Origin of the sequence: Micromonospora sp. D75 (assembly GCF_018070405.1) — a bacterium.
GTDB classification, from domain to species: domain Bacteria; phylum Actinomycetota; class Actinomycetes; order Mycobacteriales; family Micromonosporaceae; genus Micromonospora; species Micromonospora chalcea.
In genome coordinates this window covers 1-14,615 of sequence record NZ_JAGPXV010000076.1, presented here as the reverse complement: position 1 = coordinate 14,615, position 14,615 = coordinate 1, and the positions used below count along the sequence as shown (strand labels likewise).

The following is a 14,615-nucleotide window of genomic DNA, read 5'->3' as shown; positions in this document are numbered from 1 at the left end:
CAGCGGTTCACCGACCTGTCGGTGGAGGGCGCCGACGTCGGCCAGGGTGCCGATGAACTCGCGCAGCCCGGCGTCATCGGCCGGCAGCCCGATCCCGGTGGTCAGGGACTGTTTCGCGCGGCCGGGCGGGGTGGGGGGGGGGGGGGCCAGGGGATCTCGGGGGATGGGTGGAAGGTGATGCCGGCGGTGGCCCAGCGCGGGCCGTGGCCGGCGAGGCGGCTACGGAACCGCTGCCAGTCGTGCGTGGCACGCGGTGACCAGCCCAGCTCCGCGACGGCGGGCAGGCGGGGGAAGAGCATGTACTCGACCTCGGCCCGCGTACTCACCGACTCGGTCCACAGCGGCGCCTCCACGCCCAGCACGGCCTCGGCCGGTACGCCCCGCACGTGGGTGCCCGGATCCCACTCGTACGCCCGGCGCACGTCGATGAGACCCGCCCAGTCGTGCCCGATCGGGGTGTCCGGCGCGTACTTCATGTCCAGGTACGCGTGGTTGGCGGGGGAGAGGATCACCCGGGCGCCCCGGCGTACCGCGTCGGCGGTCTCCGGGTCGTCGCCGTTCGTGCCCCACCACTGCAGGACGCGCCCGTCGACGTGCCCGGCCGGGGCGAGCTGGTGCCAGCCGACCACCGTCTTGCCGGTGGCCTGCACCAGCCGCTGCGCCCGTTCCACGAAGGCGCGGTAGCTCTCGGCCGGCACCTTGAACGCCTCGTCGCCGCCGAGGTGCAGCCACGGCCCCGGCGTGAGCGCGGCCACCTCGCCGACCACGTCGGCGACGAAGGCGTACGTCCGCTCGTCGGCGGGGTCGACGTAGCTGAACCCGACCTCGGTGCCGGTGTAGGGCGGTGGCGCGACCTTGCCGGGCGCCAGTTCGGGGTACGCGAGAAGCGCCGCGTTGGTGTGGCCGGGCAGGTCGATCTCGGGCACCACAGTGACGTGCCGGCGGGCCGCGTACGCGACGATGCGCCGGTAGTCGTCGCGGGAGTACCAGCCGCCGGGGCCGCCGCCGACAGCTGTCGCGCCGCCCACCTCGGTGAGCCGGGGCCAGGAGTCGACGGCGATCCGCCAGCCCTGGTCGTCGGTGAGGTGCAGGTGCAGGTGGTTGAGCTTGTACCGGGCCAGGTGGTCGACCACCCGCAGCACGTCCTCGACGGGGAAGAAGTGCCGGGCCACGTCGAGCATGGCGCCCCGATAGGGGAAACGCGGACGGTCGACGATGGTGCCACCGGGCACTGCCCAGCGGGTGGCGACCGGCGTGGGGCTCTCGATCGCCGCCGGCAGGAGCTGCCGTAGCGTCTGCGCGCCGTGGAACAGGCCGGCCGGGGTGGCGGCGGTGATCCGGACGCCGGTGGCGGTCACGTCGAGGTGGTAGCCCTCGCCCTCGAGCCCGTCGACGGCCGGCCCGCCGGAGCCGTCGTCCGTCGCCCGGGTCCCGGGAGCAGCGGCGGCATCCGGGGCGGACGGGGACAGCGTGAGCGTCAGCGGGCCGTCCCCCCGGGCGGGGGCGTCGGCGACCGGCAGCGGGAAGCCGGTGGCCGGACGCAGCCAGGTGGCGAGCTGCTCGGCCACGTCCCGCCCGGCGTCACGATCACCACCGAGGCCTGCAAGGCGTACCTGACGACCGGGCGTGAGCCCGACGGCCTGGCCGCGCAGATCGAGGCGCACCTGGAGTCCCTGGAGCGCGAGATGGGCCGCCGCCTCGGCGACCCGGACGACCCGCTGCTGGTCTCGGTACGCTCCGGCGCCAAGTTCTCCATGCCCGGCATGATGGAGACCGTCCTCAACGTGGGTCTCAACGACCGCAGCGTGGTCGGCCTCAGCAACCAGGCGGGTGGGAACGACAGGTTCGCCTGGGACTCGTACCGCCGGCTGATCCAGATGTTCGGCAAGACCGTCTGCGAGGTGCCGGGCGAGGAGTTCGAGCACGCGCTGGACGAGATCAAGAGCGCCAAGGGCACCCACAACGACCTCGACCTGGACGCCGACGACCTGCGGGGGCTGGTCGACGCGTACAAGAAGATCTTCGCCAAGCACACCGGCCGCGAGTTCCCGCAGGAGCCGCGCGAGCAGCTCGACCTCGCCATCCGCGCGGTCTTCGACTCGTGGAACGCGGAGCGGGCGATCCTCTACCGCCGCCAGGAGCGCATCCCGGCCGACCTGGGCACCGCCGTCAACGTGGTGGCGATGGTCTTCGGCAACCTCGGCCCCGACTCGGGCACCGGCGTCGCGTTCACCCGCGACCCGGGCAGCGGCGCGCAGGGCATCTACGGCGACTACCTGGCCAACGCCCAGGGCGAGGACGTGGTCGCGGGCATCCGCAACACCGTGCCGTTGCAGGAGCTGGAGCAGCTCGACAAGACCTCCTACGACCAGCTGCTCGGCATCATGGCCCGGCTGGAGGAGCACTACAAGGACCTCTGCGACATCGAGTTCACCATCGAGCGCGGCAAGCTCTGGATGCTGCAGACCCGGGTCGGCAAGCGCACCGCCGCCGCCGCGTTCGTCATCGCCGGGCAGCTCGTCGACGAGGGCCTGATCGACCTGGACGAGGCGCTGCACCGGGTCAACGGCGCGCAGCTCGCCCAGCTGATGTTCCCGCGCTTCCAGCTCGACCACGAGTTCGAGGCGGTCGCCAAGGGCATCGGCGCCTCCCCGGGCGCCGCGTCCGGCAAGGTCGTCTTCACCTCGGCCCGGGCGGTCGAGCTGGCCGCCGAGGGCGAGGCGGTCATCCTGGTCCGCCGGGAGACCAACCCGGACGACCTCAACGGCATGATCGCCGCCAAGGGCATCCTGACCTCCCGGGGCGGCAAGACCAGCCACGCCGCGGTGGTGGCCCGCGGCATGGGCAAGACCTGCGTCTCCGGCGCCGACGAGCTGGACGTGAACGTGCCGGCGAAGAGGTTCACAGTGGGCGACCACGTGGTGAACGAGGGCGACGTGGTCTCGATCGACGGCACCACCGGCAAGGTGTACCTCGGCGAGGTGCCGGTCATGCCGTCCGAGGTGGTGCAGTACTTCGAGGGCGAACTCGACCCGGAGAACACCGACGACGCGCTGGTCCGCTCCGTACACCGGATCATGACGCACGCCGACGCGGCGCGGCGGCTGCGCGTGCGCACGAACGCCGACACCGGCGCGGACGCGGCCCGGGCCCGGCGCTTCGGTGCCGAGGGCATCGGCCTGTGCCGCACCGAGCACATGTTCCTCGGTGACCGGCGCGAGCTGGTCGAGCGGCTCATCCTGGCCTCCGGCGCGCGGGAGCGGGAGGACGCGCTCGCGGCGCTGCTGCCGCTGCAGCGGGCCGACTTCATCGAGATCTTCCGGGAGATGGACGGCCTGCCGGTCACCGTGCGGCTGATCGACCCGCCGCTGCACGAGTTCCTGCCCCCGCTGGAGCAGCTCGCGGTGAACGTCGCGGTCGCGCAGGAGCGCGGTGAGGACGTCGCGAAGGAGGAGGCGCTGCTCGCCGCCGTCCGGCGGATGCACGAGGAGAACCCGATGCTGGGCCTGCGCGGCGTCCGGCTCGGCCTGGTCATCCCGGGCCTGTTCGCCATGCAGGTCCGCGCGATCGCCGAGGCCGCCGTGGCGGTCGTCCGCGACGGCGGCAAGGCCTGCCCGGAGATCATGGTGCCGCTCGTCGGGGCCGTGCAGGAGCTGGAGACGGTACGCGCCGAGGCCGAGCGGATCATCGCCGAGGTGGTCGGGGACAGCGGCGTCGAGGTGCTGATCGGCACGATGATCGAGGTGCCCCGGGCGGCGCTGACCGCCGGGCAGATCGCCGAGGCGGCCGAGTTCTTCTCCTTCGGCACCAACGACCTGACCCAGATGGGCTGGGGCTTCTCTCGCGACGACGTGGAGGGCGCGTTCTTCTGGCGCTACCTGGAGCTGGGCATCTTCGGCATCTCGCCGTTCGAGTCGATCGACACCGACGGCGTCGGCCGGCTGGTCCGCATCGCCGCCGAGGAGGGCCGGGCGGCCCGCCCGGGCCTGAAGCTGGGCGTCTGCGGCGAGCACGGCGGTGACCCGGACTCGGTGCACTTCTTCCACGAGGTCGGCCTGGACTACGTCTCCTGCTCGCCGTTCCGGGTGCCGGTGGCGCGCCTGGAGGCCGGCCGGGCGGCGATCACCACCACCGGCTCCGACTCCCGCTGACGCCGACGCGGGGCCGCCGGTGTTCATCGACGGCCCCGCGTACCGCCTGGCGCGCCTTTCCGGCCTCCTCGGCGTAACCTGAGCTTCCGCCACGTGTCGATCAGGAGGGGTGGGCGCATGACCGCCGTCTGGGAGAACCTGACCATCGACGCCCGGGACCCGTCCCGGCTCGCCAGTTGGTGGGCGGAGGCGCTCGGTTATCAGGTGGTCACCGACAAGCCGGACGAGGTGGAGATCCGCCGCACCCCCGACACGCTGCCCGGTCTCGTCTTCGTCCCGGTCGCCGGGCCGAAGGAGGGGAAGAACCGGCTGCACATCGACCTGCGCCCGGCCGACCTGGAGGCCGAGGTCGAGCGCCTGGTCGACATGGGCGCGCGGCACGTCGACATCGGCCAGGGAGACGTGGAGTGGACGGTGCTCGCCGACCCGGAGGGCAACGAGTTCTGCGTTCTCCGGGGGAAGTGAGCGGCGACGCGGCGCGGCTGGTCGACGAGGCGCCGAAGGACACCGGGTACGGCCGGTCGCCGTTCGAGCGGGACCGTGCCCGGGTGCTGCACTCGGCGGCGTTCCGGCGGCTCGCCGCGAAGACGCAGGTGCACACCGCCGGCACCGACGACTTCCTGCGTACCCGCCTGACCCACTCGCTGGAGGTCGCGCAGATCGCCCGCGAGATGGGCGCCCGCCTCGGCTGCGACCCGGACGTGGTGGACACCGCCGGGCTGGCCCACGACCTGGGCCACCCGCCGTTCGGGCACAACGGCGAGTACGCGCTGGACGAGCTGGCCGCCGCCTGCGGCGGGTTCGAGGGCAACGCGCAGACGCTGCGGGTGCTCACCCGGCTGGAGGCCAAGGTGCTCACAGCGGACGGGCGTTCGGCCGGGCTGAACCTGACCCGGGCCGCGCTGGACGCGGTGAGCAAGTACCCGTGGCCGCGCCGGCCCGGTGAGCGCAAGTTCGGCGTGTACGCCGACGACCGCCCGGTCTTCGACTGGCTGCGCGAGGGCGCGCCGCCCGGCACCCGGCGCTGCCTGGAGGCCCAGGTGATGGACTGGGCCGACGACGTGGCGTACTCGGTGCACGACGTCGAGGACGGCATCCACGGCGGGTACGTCGACCTGCGCCCGCTGCTGGCCGACCCGGACGAACGGCGGGCGCTCTGCGCCGACGTGTCCGCCACGTACTCGGGTGAGGCGCCGGAGGACCTGGGCGAGGTGCTCGCCGACCTGCTCGCCGACCCGGTGCTCGCCCCGCTGGCCGCGTACGACGGCAGCCACCGTGCGCTCGCCGCGCTGAAGGCCACCACGAGCGTGCTCACCGGCCGGTTCGTCTCCCGCGTGGTGGCCGCCACGCAGCAGCGCCACGGTCCCGGCCCGCACCGCCGCTACGCCGCCGACCTGGAGGTGCCGCGCCGGACCCGGGCGCAGTGCGCGCTGCTCAAGGGCATCGCGCTGCGGTACGTGATGCGCCGCCCCGGTGCCGAGGGCCGGTACGCGCGGCAGCGCGACGTCCTGGCCGGGCTGGTGACGGCGCTGCTGGACCGGGCGCCGGACGCGCTCGACCCGGTGTTCGCGCCGTTGTGGCGGGACGCGGCGGACGACGCCGGACGGCTGCGCGTGGTGATCGACCAGGTCGCCTCGCTCACCGATCCGGCCGCGCTGGCCTGGCACGCCCGCCTGGTGTCGCCGAGCTGACCGGATCACCCCGGCGAGCTTAGGTTAGCCTAAGTGGCATGACGGACCGCCCGAAGAAGCTCACCGCCGCCACGGTCGTCCGGACCACGCGGCCCACCCCGCACCTGATCCGCCTGGTCCTGGGCGGTCCCGAGCTGGCCGGGCTGCCGGTGGGCGCGTACACCGACCACTACGTGAAGTTCCTCTTCCCGCCGGCCGGGGTGACCTACCCGTACCCGGTCGACCTGGCGACGATCAAGCGGGAGTTCCCGGCGGAGCAGTGGCCGCGCCTGCGCGCGTACACGGTGCGGGCCTGGGACGCCGCGGCGGGTGAGATGACGGTGGACGTGGTGCACCACGGCGACGAGGGGCTGGCCGGGCCGTGGGCGGCGGCGCTGCGTCCCGGCGACCGGGTGTTGTTCACCGGGCCGGGCGGCGCGTACGCGCCGGACCCGGCCGCCGACTGGCACCTGCTGGCGGGCGACGAGAGCGCGCTGCCGGCCATCGCCGCCGCCCTGGAGCGGCTGCCGGCGGGCGCGCGGGCGAAGGTGTACGTCGAGGTCGGCGGCCCGGCCGACGAGCTGCCCTTGACCAGTGCGGGCGCTGTCGAGGTGTGCTGGCTGCACCGCGACGGCCGCCCGTACGGCGAGCCGCTGGTCGAGGCGGTACGGGCGCTGGAGTTCCCGCCCGGCCGGGTGCACGCGTTCGTGCACGGCGAGGCCGGCGCGGTGAAGGAGCTGCGGCGGCTGCTGCGGGTCGAGCGCGGCGTGCCCCGGGGCGACCTGTCCATCTCCGGCTACTGGCGGCAGGGCCTGGACGACGAGGGCTGGCGCTCCGCCAAGCCGGCCTGGAACGCCGCGGTGGAGGCCGAGGAGGCCACCACCGTCCCCTCCTGACCGCCCTCGCCGCCCGCCGCCCGCCGCCCGCCGCCCCCGCTCCCGACGCCGATCTTGGAGTTGTGGCGCCTCTGATACCGGTGTGAAGCGGGCATCCTGGGCGCCACAACTCCATGATCGACGGAGGCGGAGTGGGCGTTTCGTCCTACCCGGGCGGCTGCGCTGCCCAGGATGGGGTCATGGGGGAAGACGTGGGGGAGCGGGCCGGGACGCAGCCGGCCGACCGGGTGGTGCTCGGGGTCGGCGTGGCCGGGGTGCTGGCCGTGGTGGCCTGGGGCGTGTTCGCGCGTGGTTCCCTGGCGTCGTTCGGCGCGGCCGGGCTGAGTTGGACCGTGAGCACGTTCGGCTGGTTCTTCGTGCTCGCGGCGGACGCCTTCCTGGTGCTGGCGGTCGTCGTGGCCGCCTCCCGGTTCGGCCGGATCCGGCTGGGCGCCGACGACGACGAGCCGGAGTTCGACACGCTGGCCTGGGTCGCCATGATGTTCAGCGCCGGCATGGGCATCGGCCTGGTGTTCTTCGCCGTGGCCGAACCGATCCAGCACTACGCGACGCCGCCTCCCGCCTCCGGCGTCGCGCCGCAGACCGGGGCCGCCGCCGCGACCGCCATGCAGTACACGCTCTTCCACTGGACGCTGCATCCGTGGGGCATCTACGCGATCGCGGCGCTGGCCCTGGCGTACTCGACGTTCCGCAAGGGGCGGGGCAACCGCATCTCGTCCGCGTTCACGCCGCTGCTCGGCGACCGGACCGACGGCCCGCTCGGCCGCGCGATCGACCTGCTCGCCGTCTTCGCCACCGTGTTCGGCTCCGCGACCAGTCTCGGGCTGGGCGCGCTCCAGGTGGCGGCCGGCCTCGACCTGGTGGCCGGCGTGCCGGACGGCCGGGCCGTCGAGCTGACGATCATCGGCGCGCTCACGCTCGCCTTCGTCGTCTCCGCCTTCTCCGGACTGCACCGGGGCGTCAAGTGGCTGTCCACCACGAACGTGCTGATCGCCGTCGTACTGATGCTGTTCGTGTTCGTGGTCGGTCCGACCGTCTACACGCTGGAGGTGTTGCCGGCCTCGGTCGGTGACTACCTGAGCGGCCTGGTGCGCATGTCGACGCGTACCGGGGCGTTCTCCGATCCGGCCTGGCTGGGCTCGTGGACCATCTTCTACTGGGCGTGGTGGATCTCCTGGGCGCCGTTCGTGGGCACGTTCATCGCCCGCATCTCACGCGGCCGGACGGTCCGCCAGTTCCTGATCGGGGTGCTGCTGATACCCAGCGGCGCGAGCACCGTCTGGTTCGCGGTGATGGGCGGGACCGCCCTGCGTACGCAGACCACCGGCACCCGGGACCTGGTGGCCGACGTGGAAGCCGGGTCCGAGCAGGCGCTGTTCGGCCTGCTCGACGCGCTGCCGCTGGCCACGCTGACGAGCGTGCTCGCCATGGTGCTGATCGCGCTCTACTTCGTCACCAGCGCGGACTCGGCGTCGCTGGTGCTCGGCTCGCTCAGCTCGCGTGGCGCGCTGCGGCCGCACCGCGGGGTGGTGGTGCTCTGGGGTGTGCTGATCGGCGCTGTCGCGGCGGCGTTGCTGCTGGCCGGCGGGCTGGCCGCGCTGCAGCAGGCGACCATCCTGGTCGCGCTGCCGTTCGTCGTGGTGATGCTGGGCCTGGCCGTCGCGGTGCTCCGAGAGATGGCAGCCGATCCGGTGCTGCGCGCCGGGCCCCGGCCCCGCCGCTCCGGCCTGGCCGCCGCGGTGAACGCGGCCCGGTCGTACGAGGAGGAGGAGCCGGCCCCCGTCACCCGCTGGTTCCACAGTCGGCGCCGGTGAGTGGGGGTACCTCGTTTTGTAGCATAGGTGCTACATTTCGAGGCATGACTGCGGTCGAACTTCCTGGGGCCGTCGCGTCCCCCCGACCGCCCGACGAGGATCTCGTCCTCGACGTGCGGGATCTGCGTATGCGCTACGGCGCCGTCGACGTGCTGCACGGCGTCGACCTGACCGCCCGGCGGGGCGAGGTGGTGGCGCTGCTCGGGCCCAACGGCGCCGGCAAGACCACCACCATCGAGATCCTCGAAGGCTTCCGGCTGCCCTCGGCCGGCACGGTGCGCGTGCTCGGCAGCGACCCGGCCCGCGGCGACGAGCGGTGGCGCGCGCGGCTGGGCGTGGTGCTCCAGTCCTGGCGCGACCACGGCAAGTGGCGGGTGCGGGAGCTGCTCGCGCACCTCGGCGACTTCTACGCGCCGTACGGCACCGACCGGATCCCGCGCCCGTGGCCGGTCGACGAGCTGCTGGAGACGGTGGGCCTGACCGCGCACGCCGGCAGCCGGGTGGCGCGGCTCTCCGGCGGTCAGCGCCGCCGGCTGGACGTGGCTGTCGGCATCGTCGGCCGCCCGGAGCTGCTGTTCCTGGACGAGCCCACTGTCGGCTTCGACCCGGCCGCACGGCGCGAGTTCCACGAGCTGGTGCACCGCCTGGCCGACCTGGACGAGACCACGATCGTGCTGACCACGCACGACCTGGCCGAGGCGGAGAAGCTGGCCGACCGCATCCTCATCCTGGCCGGCGGCCGGATCATCGCCGAGGGGTCGCCCGACCAGCTCGCCCGGCGCGTCGCGGGGGACGCCGAGGTGCGCTGGACCCGCGACGGCGAGCGGTACGTGCACGCCACCGCCGACGCCACCGCGTTCCTGCGCGACCTGCTCCGCGAGCACGGCGACCGGATAGGCGAGCTGGAGGTGCGCCGGGCCAGCCTGGAGGACGCGTACCTGGCGCTGGTGCACGAGGAGGAGACCGGCATCCGTACCGGCCGGGCCGAGCGGGTGTGGCAGCAGGAGGCGGACCGATGAACCCGACCACCAACGCGCTACGGGCCGGGCTGCGGCGCGGCGTGATCGAGCTGCGCGCGACGTTCACAAACGGCCAGGATCTCTGGACCTACTTCTTCCCCACCGTGGTGCTGCTGATCGCGGTGTTCTGGATGCGCGGCTCGACGGTGCCGGGCACCGACTTCTCGCTCGGCGCCCGTACGCTGCCCAGCGCGCTCGGGATGGGCCTGCTCTTCGGCGGCCTGCTCGGGCTGGCCAACCAGCTCGTCATCGACCGGGAGGACGGCACGCTGCTGCGCGCCAAGGCCATCCCGGACGGCATGCTCGGCTACCTGGTCGGCAAGATCGTGCTGGTCTCGGCGGTCGCGCTGATCGGCGTGGTCATCCAGCTCACGCCCGGGCTGTTCTTCCTGGACGGGCTGCGGCTCGGCGACCCGGGCGCCTGGCTCACGCTGGCCTGGGTGGTGCCGCTCGGGCTGGTGGCGACGCTGCCGCTGGGCGCGGTGATCGGCTCGCTGATCGAGAACCCGCGCAACATGGGCCTGGTGGTGATGCCGATCTTCGGCCTGATCGCGCTGTCCGGCATCTTCTATCCGATCAACGGCCTGCCCGGCTGGCTGCAGGGCGTCGCCCAGGTGTTCCCGCTCTACTGGCTAGGCTTGGGCATGCGCTCGGCGCTGCTCCCCGGCGACCTGGCAGCAGTCGAACTCGGCGGCTCCTGGCGGCACCTGGAGACGGTCGGCGTGCTCGGCGCCTGGGCGGTGCTCGGGCTCGTGCTGGCCCCGGTGGTGCTGCGCCGGATGGCCCGCCGGGAGTCCGGCTCGCGGGTCACGGCCCGGCGGGAGCGGGCCATGCAGCGGGTCGGATGAGAGGGCGTCGATGAGCGAGACCGTGCACAACCGGATCGCGGTGCTGCGCGCCGAACGGGGCATCTCCCGGCGGCAGCTCGCCGACGCGCTCGGTGTGCACTACCAGACCGTCGGTTACCTGGAGCGCGGCGAGTTCCGGCCCAGCCTGCACCTGGCGCTGCGCATCGCCGCGTACTTCGAGGTGCCGGTCGAGGTGGTCTTCTCCATCGAGCCGTTCCCGCGTATCGGCGACCCCGCGGCGGCCCGCTCGGCCTGAGCCGGCGGGGACGGGCGTGGTCGGCCACACGCCCGTCCCCCCGGCCGCCGGATCGTCGGTCCGGCAGGGCAGGATGTACGCCGAGGGGGTGGCGGTCATGGCGGGGCGGATCCGGGACGAGGACATCGCGCTGGTCCGCGAGCGCACCGCCATCGCGGACGTCATCTCCGAGGTGGTGACGCTCAAGTCGGCCGGTGGCGGCAACCTCAAGGGGCTCTGCCCGTTCCACGACGAGAAGAGCCCGTCGTTCAACGTCTCGCCCGCCCGCAACGTGTTCTACTGCTTCGGCTGCGGGGTCGGCGGCGACGCGATCAAGTTCCTGATGGACGCCGAGCACCTCAGCTTCGTCGAGTCCGTCGAGCGGCTGGCCGCCCGCGCCGGCATCCAGTTGCGCTACGTCGAGGACGACAGGTCCGCGCCGCGTCCCCGCCCGCAGCAGGGGCAGCGGCAGCGCCTGGTGGCCGCGCACGCCGCCGCCGTCGACTTCTACCGGGCCCAGCTCACCACCGCCGGCGCGCGCCCGGCCCGCGAGTTCCTCGCCGGGCGCGGCTTCGACCGGTCCGCCGCCGAGCGGTACGGCTGCGGCTTCGCCCCCGACGGGTGGGACCTGCTCACCAAGCACCTGCGCCAGCAGGGCTTCACCCACGACGAGCTGGTCACCGCCGGGCTGTCCCGCCCGGCCCGCTCCGGTTCGCTGATCGACCGGTTCCGCCGCCGCCTGATGTGGCCGATCCGGGACATCACCGGTGACGTGATCGGCTTCGGCGCCCGCAAGCTGTTCGACGACGACGACGGCCCGAAATACCTGAACACCCCCGAGACGCCGATCTACAAGAAGTCGCACGTGCTCTACGGCATCGACCAGGCCAAGCGGGAGATCGCCAAGCAGGGCAAGGTGGTGGTGGTCGAGGGCTACACCGACGTGATGGCCTGTCACCTCGCCGACGTGCCGACGGCGGTGGCGACCTGCGGCACGGCGTTCGGCGGCGACCACATCTCGGTGCTGCGCCGGGTGCTGTTCGACAGCGACGAACGGGCCGGCGAGATCATCTTCACCTTCGACGGCGACGCCGCCGGGCAGAAGGCCGCGTTGCGCGCGTTCGAGGACGACCAGCGCTTCGTCGGGCGTACCTTCATCGCGGTCAGCCCCGACAACATGGACCCGTGCGAGCTGCGCCTGGCAAAGGGCGACCTGGCCGTGCGCGACCTGGTGGCCCGCCGCGAGCCGCTCGTCGACTTCGCGCTCCGGCACGTGATCAGCCGGTTCGACCTGGACACCGTCGACGGCCGGGTCGAGGCCATGCGCCGCGCCGCGCCGCTCGTGGCGAAGATCAAGGACCGGGAGAAGCGCCCGGAGTACGTGCGCAAGCTCGCCGGCGACCTCGGCATGGAGATCGAGCCGGTGCAGCGCGCGGTGCTCAACGCGGCACACGGGCCGCAGGCCGGCGGCGCCGCCCCCGCCGCCCCGGCCCGCCCCGGCCGGGCCACGCCCGCTGTGGACAGTCCGCGTTCCATGGTGGAGCGGGAGGCGCTCAAGCTGGCGTTGCAGGAGCCGGTGCTGGCCGGTCCGATGTTCGACGCGGTCGAGGTGACCGACTACCAGCACCCGGTGCACGTCGCGGTACGCGCCGCCGTGGCGGCGGCCGGCGGCGCGTCCACCGCCACCGGCGGCGCGGTCTGGATCGAACGGGTCCGCGACGCCTGCGACGACCTGGCCGGGCAGGCGCTCATCGGCGAGCTGGCGGTGGAGCCGCTGCGCATCGACGGCGAGCCGGACCCGAGGTACGTCTCGATCACCATGGCCCGGCTCCAGTGGAGTTCGGTCACCGGCCGCATCCGTGACCTCAAGTCGAAGATCCAGCGGGTCAACCCGGTGAGCAACAAGGACGAGTACTTCGCCCTGTTCGGGGAACTGCTGTCGCTGGAACAGCACGCACGGGCACTGCGCGAGCAGGCCGCCGGAGGATTGTGATGGGACTGTTCAACCGCCGGCCGAAACTGCCGTCCGCCGACCGGCCGCCGCTGGCCGCCGACGAGCGGGTGCTCGCCTGGGCCGCCGCCGGGACCGGCGAGGGCGGCAACGACGGCGTGCTGGTCGCCAGCAACCGTGGCCTCTGGCTGCCCGGCCGGGTGGAGCGCCTCGGCTGGCACGACATCCTCAAGGCGGTCTGGTCCGGCCGCGAGCTGACTGTCACCCCGGCCGAGCCGGTCGCCGAGCGCGACGGCTACCTGGTGGTGGCGGACGGCCTCCCCGAGACGTACCTGCTCGTCGACCCGGGTGACCTGCCGCACCAGGTCCGGGACCGGGTCACCGGCTCGGTGGCGTACACCTCGCACCACGAGATGCCCGGCGGCTCCGGGCGGATCGCGGCCCGGCGGGTGCCCGGCGTCGACGGGCTGACCTGGACGGTCCGCTACGACCCGGGGACGCCCACGGACGACGAGGACGTGGCCGCCGAGACCGCCCGGCTGGTCGCGGCGGCGCGGGCCGCCACCACCCCCGCCGACGTCTGAGGTCTACACCTTGAGGACGTCGACCTCGTAGAGCGGGATGGTGGCGTCGCCGGTGATGGCCCAGAGCGCGACGTGGGTGTCAAGCAGCAGGGTCATGCGCCGATCCCGAAGTCGGCGGCGATCTCGGCGTTGGTCTGTGGCGAATCCCAGTCACCCGAGAGGTCCACCTGCCCCGCGAGGGAGCCGATCGCCGTGCGGTCGGTCCGGCGCACCAGCGGTACGACCTTCGCCACGGGGGTGCCCGCCCGGTCGATGATGATCTCTTCGCCGCGTTCCACCCGCTCGATGATGCGCGACAGGTGGGTCTTGGCATCATGCATGTTGTAGTGCACAGCCTCAGCCGACGTGGCGCGCGCCCTCCTCGGTTAGCTAAGTTCTTAGTTTAGGCACGTGGGCGGGCGCCGTCGAGGAAGAGCGCGACGACCCGGGCGGGGCCGGTCTCGTCGGTGAGGTCGGCCGCACGGGCCAGGTGCAGGAACGCGTTCATCAGGAACTCCGGTTCGCCGGTGACCGCGCCCTCGGCGCGGGCGTCGGCGAAGAACCGGGTGACCGGGGCCAGCATCAGGGCGACGTAGAGGCCCGAGACGTGCTCGCTGGTCTCGGCGGAGACGAGCGGCAGCGTGTCGTAGATGCGCTGTTCGAACGTGATCGCGTCGCCGTGCTGCCCGGCGGCGACGGTGGCGAGCGCGTGCAGCCGGTGCGGCACGTCGCCGGGGCCGGCCAGCGCCGCCGAGATCCTGCCGCCGACGTCCCGGATGTACCGCTCCGCCACCGCGATGTAGAGGTCCTCCTTGCCGCCCGGGAAGTGGTGGTAGATGGACGGCTTCTGGATGCCGACGCTGCGTCCCACGCCGACCAGGGAGATGCCCTGGTAGCCGGTCGCGGCGAGCTGTTCGGCGAAGGCGTCCATGATCTGGGTGCGGGTGTCGCTCATCGGTTCTTCCTGGCGTGGTGGAGGGCGAGGGCGCAGGCGGCGGTTCCGGCGACGGTGAGGGCGGCGAGCGCCGCGACGCCGATCGGGGCCGCGGCGAGCGGCGTGCCGCCGCCGAGCTGCCGGGCGGTGTCGACGATATAGGTGAGCGGGTTGACCGTGGCGATCACCCGCATCCAGCCGGCGAGTTCGTCGACCGGCGCGAACACGCCGGTGAAGAACGACAGGCCGAACACGACGAGCGTGACCAGGTTGGTGGTGGACGCCGAGCCCGACCGGATGGCGAGCGCCGTGCTCAGCAGCGCGACGCCGAGTCCGAGCGCGAGCATCAGCAGGAGCATTCCGGCGACGCCGGACCAGCTCGCCGGCCGGTAGCCGATCGCGACGGCCCCGGCGACGGTCACCACCATCTGGAGTATGACAGCGAGCAGCGCGGCGACGACCGGGCCGACGAGGCACGGCGTCGTGGTCCCGTGGGCGAGCCGGAGGCGGTCCAGGTATCCGCGGGTGATGTCG

The 14,615-nt window shown here is 73.2% G+C and carries 12 protein-coding genes and 2 pseudogenes; 10 read left to right on the top strand and 4 right to left on the bottom strand.

Features of this window, described 5'->3' with window-relative positions:
• Positions 1 to 101: 101 nt before the first annotated feature.
• Positions 102 to 1,574: pseudogene (locus tag KBX39_RS07515) on the bottom strand (family 20 glycosylhydrolase); the annotation flags it as partial.
• On the opposite strand from KBX39_RS07515, the pseudogene ppdK reads away from it, so the two are divergent.
• From ppdK to KBX39_RS07465, 10 genes and pseudogenes are all read left to right on the top strand, one after another.
• Positions 1,554 to 4,151 (top strand): annotated as a pseudogene (gene ppdK, locus KBX39_RS07510) (pyruvate, phosphate dikinase); the annotation flags it as partial. The pseudogenes KBX39_RS07515 and ppdK overlap by 21 nt on opposite strands.
• Before the next feature lie 117 nt (positions 4,152 to 4,268).
• Positions 4,269 to 4,616 (top strand): VOC family protein, encoded by a 348-nt coding sequence (locus tag KBX39_RS07505; protein WP_064448149.1) that lies wholly within the window; start codon positions 4,269 to 4,271, stop codon positions 4,614 to 4,616.
• Positions 4,613 to 5,842, top strand: coding sequence for a deoxyguanosinetriphosphate triphosphohydrolase (locus tag KBX39_RS07500; protein WP_069088858.1), 1,230 nt, complete (start codon positions 4,613 to 4,615; stop codon positions 5,840 to 5,842). The genes KBX39_RS07505 and KBX39_RS07500 overlap by 4 nt, the downstream gene beginning before the upstream one ends.
• 38 nt (positions 5,843 to 5,880) lie before the next feature.
• Entirely contained in the window at positions 5,881 to 6,717 is an 837-nt protein-coding gene (locus tag KBX39_RS07495) for a siderophore-interacting protein (RefSeq protein WP_069088859.1), read from the top strand.
• A 179-nt stretch (positions 6,718 to 6,896) separates the two neighbouring features.
• Positions 6,897 to 8,531 (top strand): BCCT family transporter, encoded by a 1,635-nt coding sequence (locus KBX39_RS07490; protein WP_069088860.1) that lies wholly within the window; start codon positions 6,897 to 6,899, stop codon positions 8,529 to 8,531.
• A gap of 44 nt (positions 8,532 to 8,575) precedes the next feature.
• Positions 8,576 to 9,550, top strand: a complete 975-nt coding sequence (locus tag KBX39_RS07485) for an ABC transporter ATP-binding protein (protein WP_210869740.1) — start codon at positions 8,576 to 8,578, stop codon at positions 9,548 to 9,550.
• Entirely contained in the window at positions 9,547 to 10,398 is an 852-nt protein-coding gene (locus KBX39_RS07480; protein ID WP_210869737.1) for an ABC transporter permease, read from the top strand. The genes KBX39_RS07485 and KBX39_RS07480 overlap by 4 nt, the downstream gene beginning before the upstream one ends.
• A gap of 10 nt (positions 10,399 to 10,408) precedes the next feature.
• On the top strand, positions 10,409 to 10,654 hold the full coding sequence (locus KBX39_RS07475) for a helix-turn-helix transcriptional regulator (protein ID WP_013287928.1): 246 nt from the start codon (positions 10,409 to 10,411) through the stop codon (positions 10,652 to 10,654).
• A gap of 73 nt (positions 10,655 to 10,727) precedes the next feature.
• Positions 10,728 to 12,626 carry a DNA primase gene (gene dnaG / locus KBX39_RS07470; protein ID WP_166456725.1) on the top strand — a complete coding sequence of 633 codons (1,899 nt, stop codon included), beginning with the start codon at positions 10,728 to 10,730 and terminating at the stop codon, positions 12,624 to 12,626.
• The gene (locus KBX39_RS07465; protein WP_043329065.1) at positions 12,626 to 13,168 is read left to right on the top strand and encodes a hypothetical protein; all 543 of its coding nucleotides are present in this window, start codon (positions 12,626 to 12,628) and stop codon (positions 13,166 to 13,168) included. The genes dnaG and KBX39_RS07465 overlap by 1 nt, the downstream gene beginning before the upstream one ends.
• A 92-nt stretch (positions 13,169 to 13,260) precedes the next feature.
• Here KBX39_RS07465 and KBX39_RS07455 read toward each other — a convergent pair whose 3' ends face one another.
• The 3 genes from KBX39_RS07455 to KBX39_RS07445 form a co-directional block, all read right to left on the bottom strand.
• Positions 13,261 to 13,488, bottom strand: a complete 228-nt coding sequence (locus tag KBX39_RS07455) for a type II toxin-antitoxin system Phd/YefM family antitoxin (RefSeq protein ID WP_064448312.1) — start codon at positions 13,486 to 13,488, stop codon at positions 13,261 to 13,263.
• Positions 13,489 to 13,550: 62 nt separating this feature from the next.
• Entirely contained in the window at positions 13,551 to 14,102 is a 552-nt protein-coding gene (locus tag KBX39_RS07450) for a TetR/AcrR family transcriptional regulator (RefSeq protein ID WP_064448154.1), read from the bottom strand.
• A partial coding sequence (locus KBX39_RS07445) for an ABC transporter permease (protein WP_210869735.1) occupies positions 14,099 to 14,615 on the bottom strand: 517 nt, incomplete at its 5' end. The genes KBX39_RS07450 and KBX39_RS07445, both read right to left, overlap by 4 nt.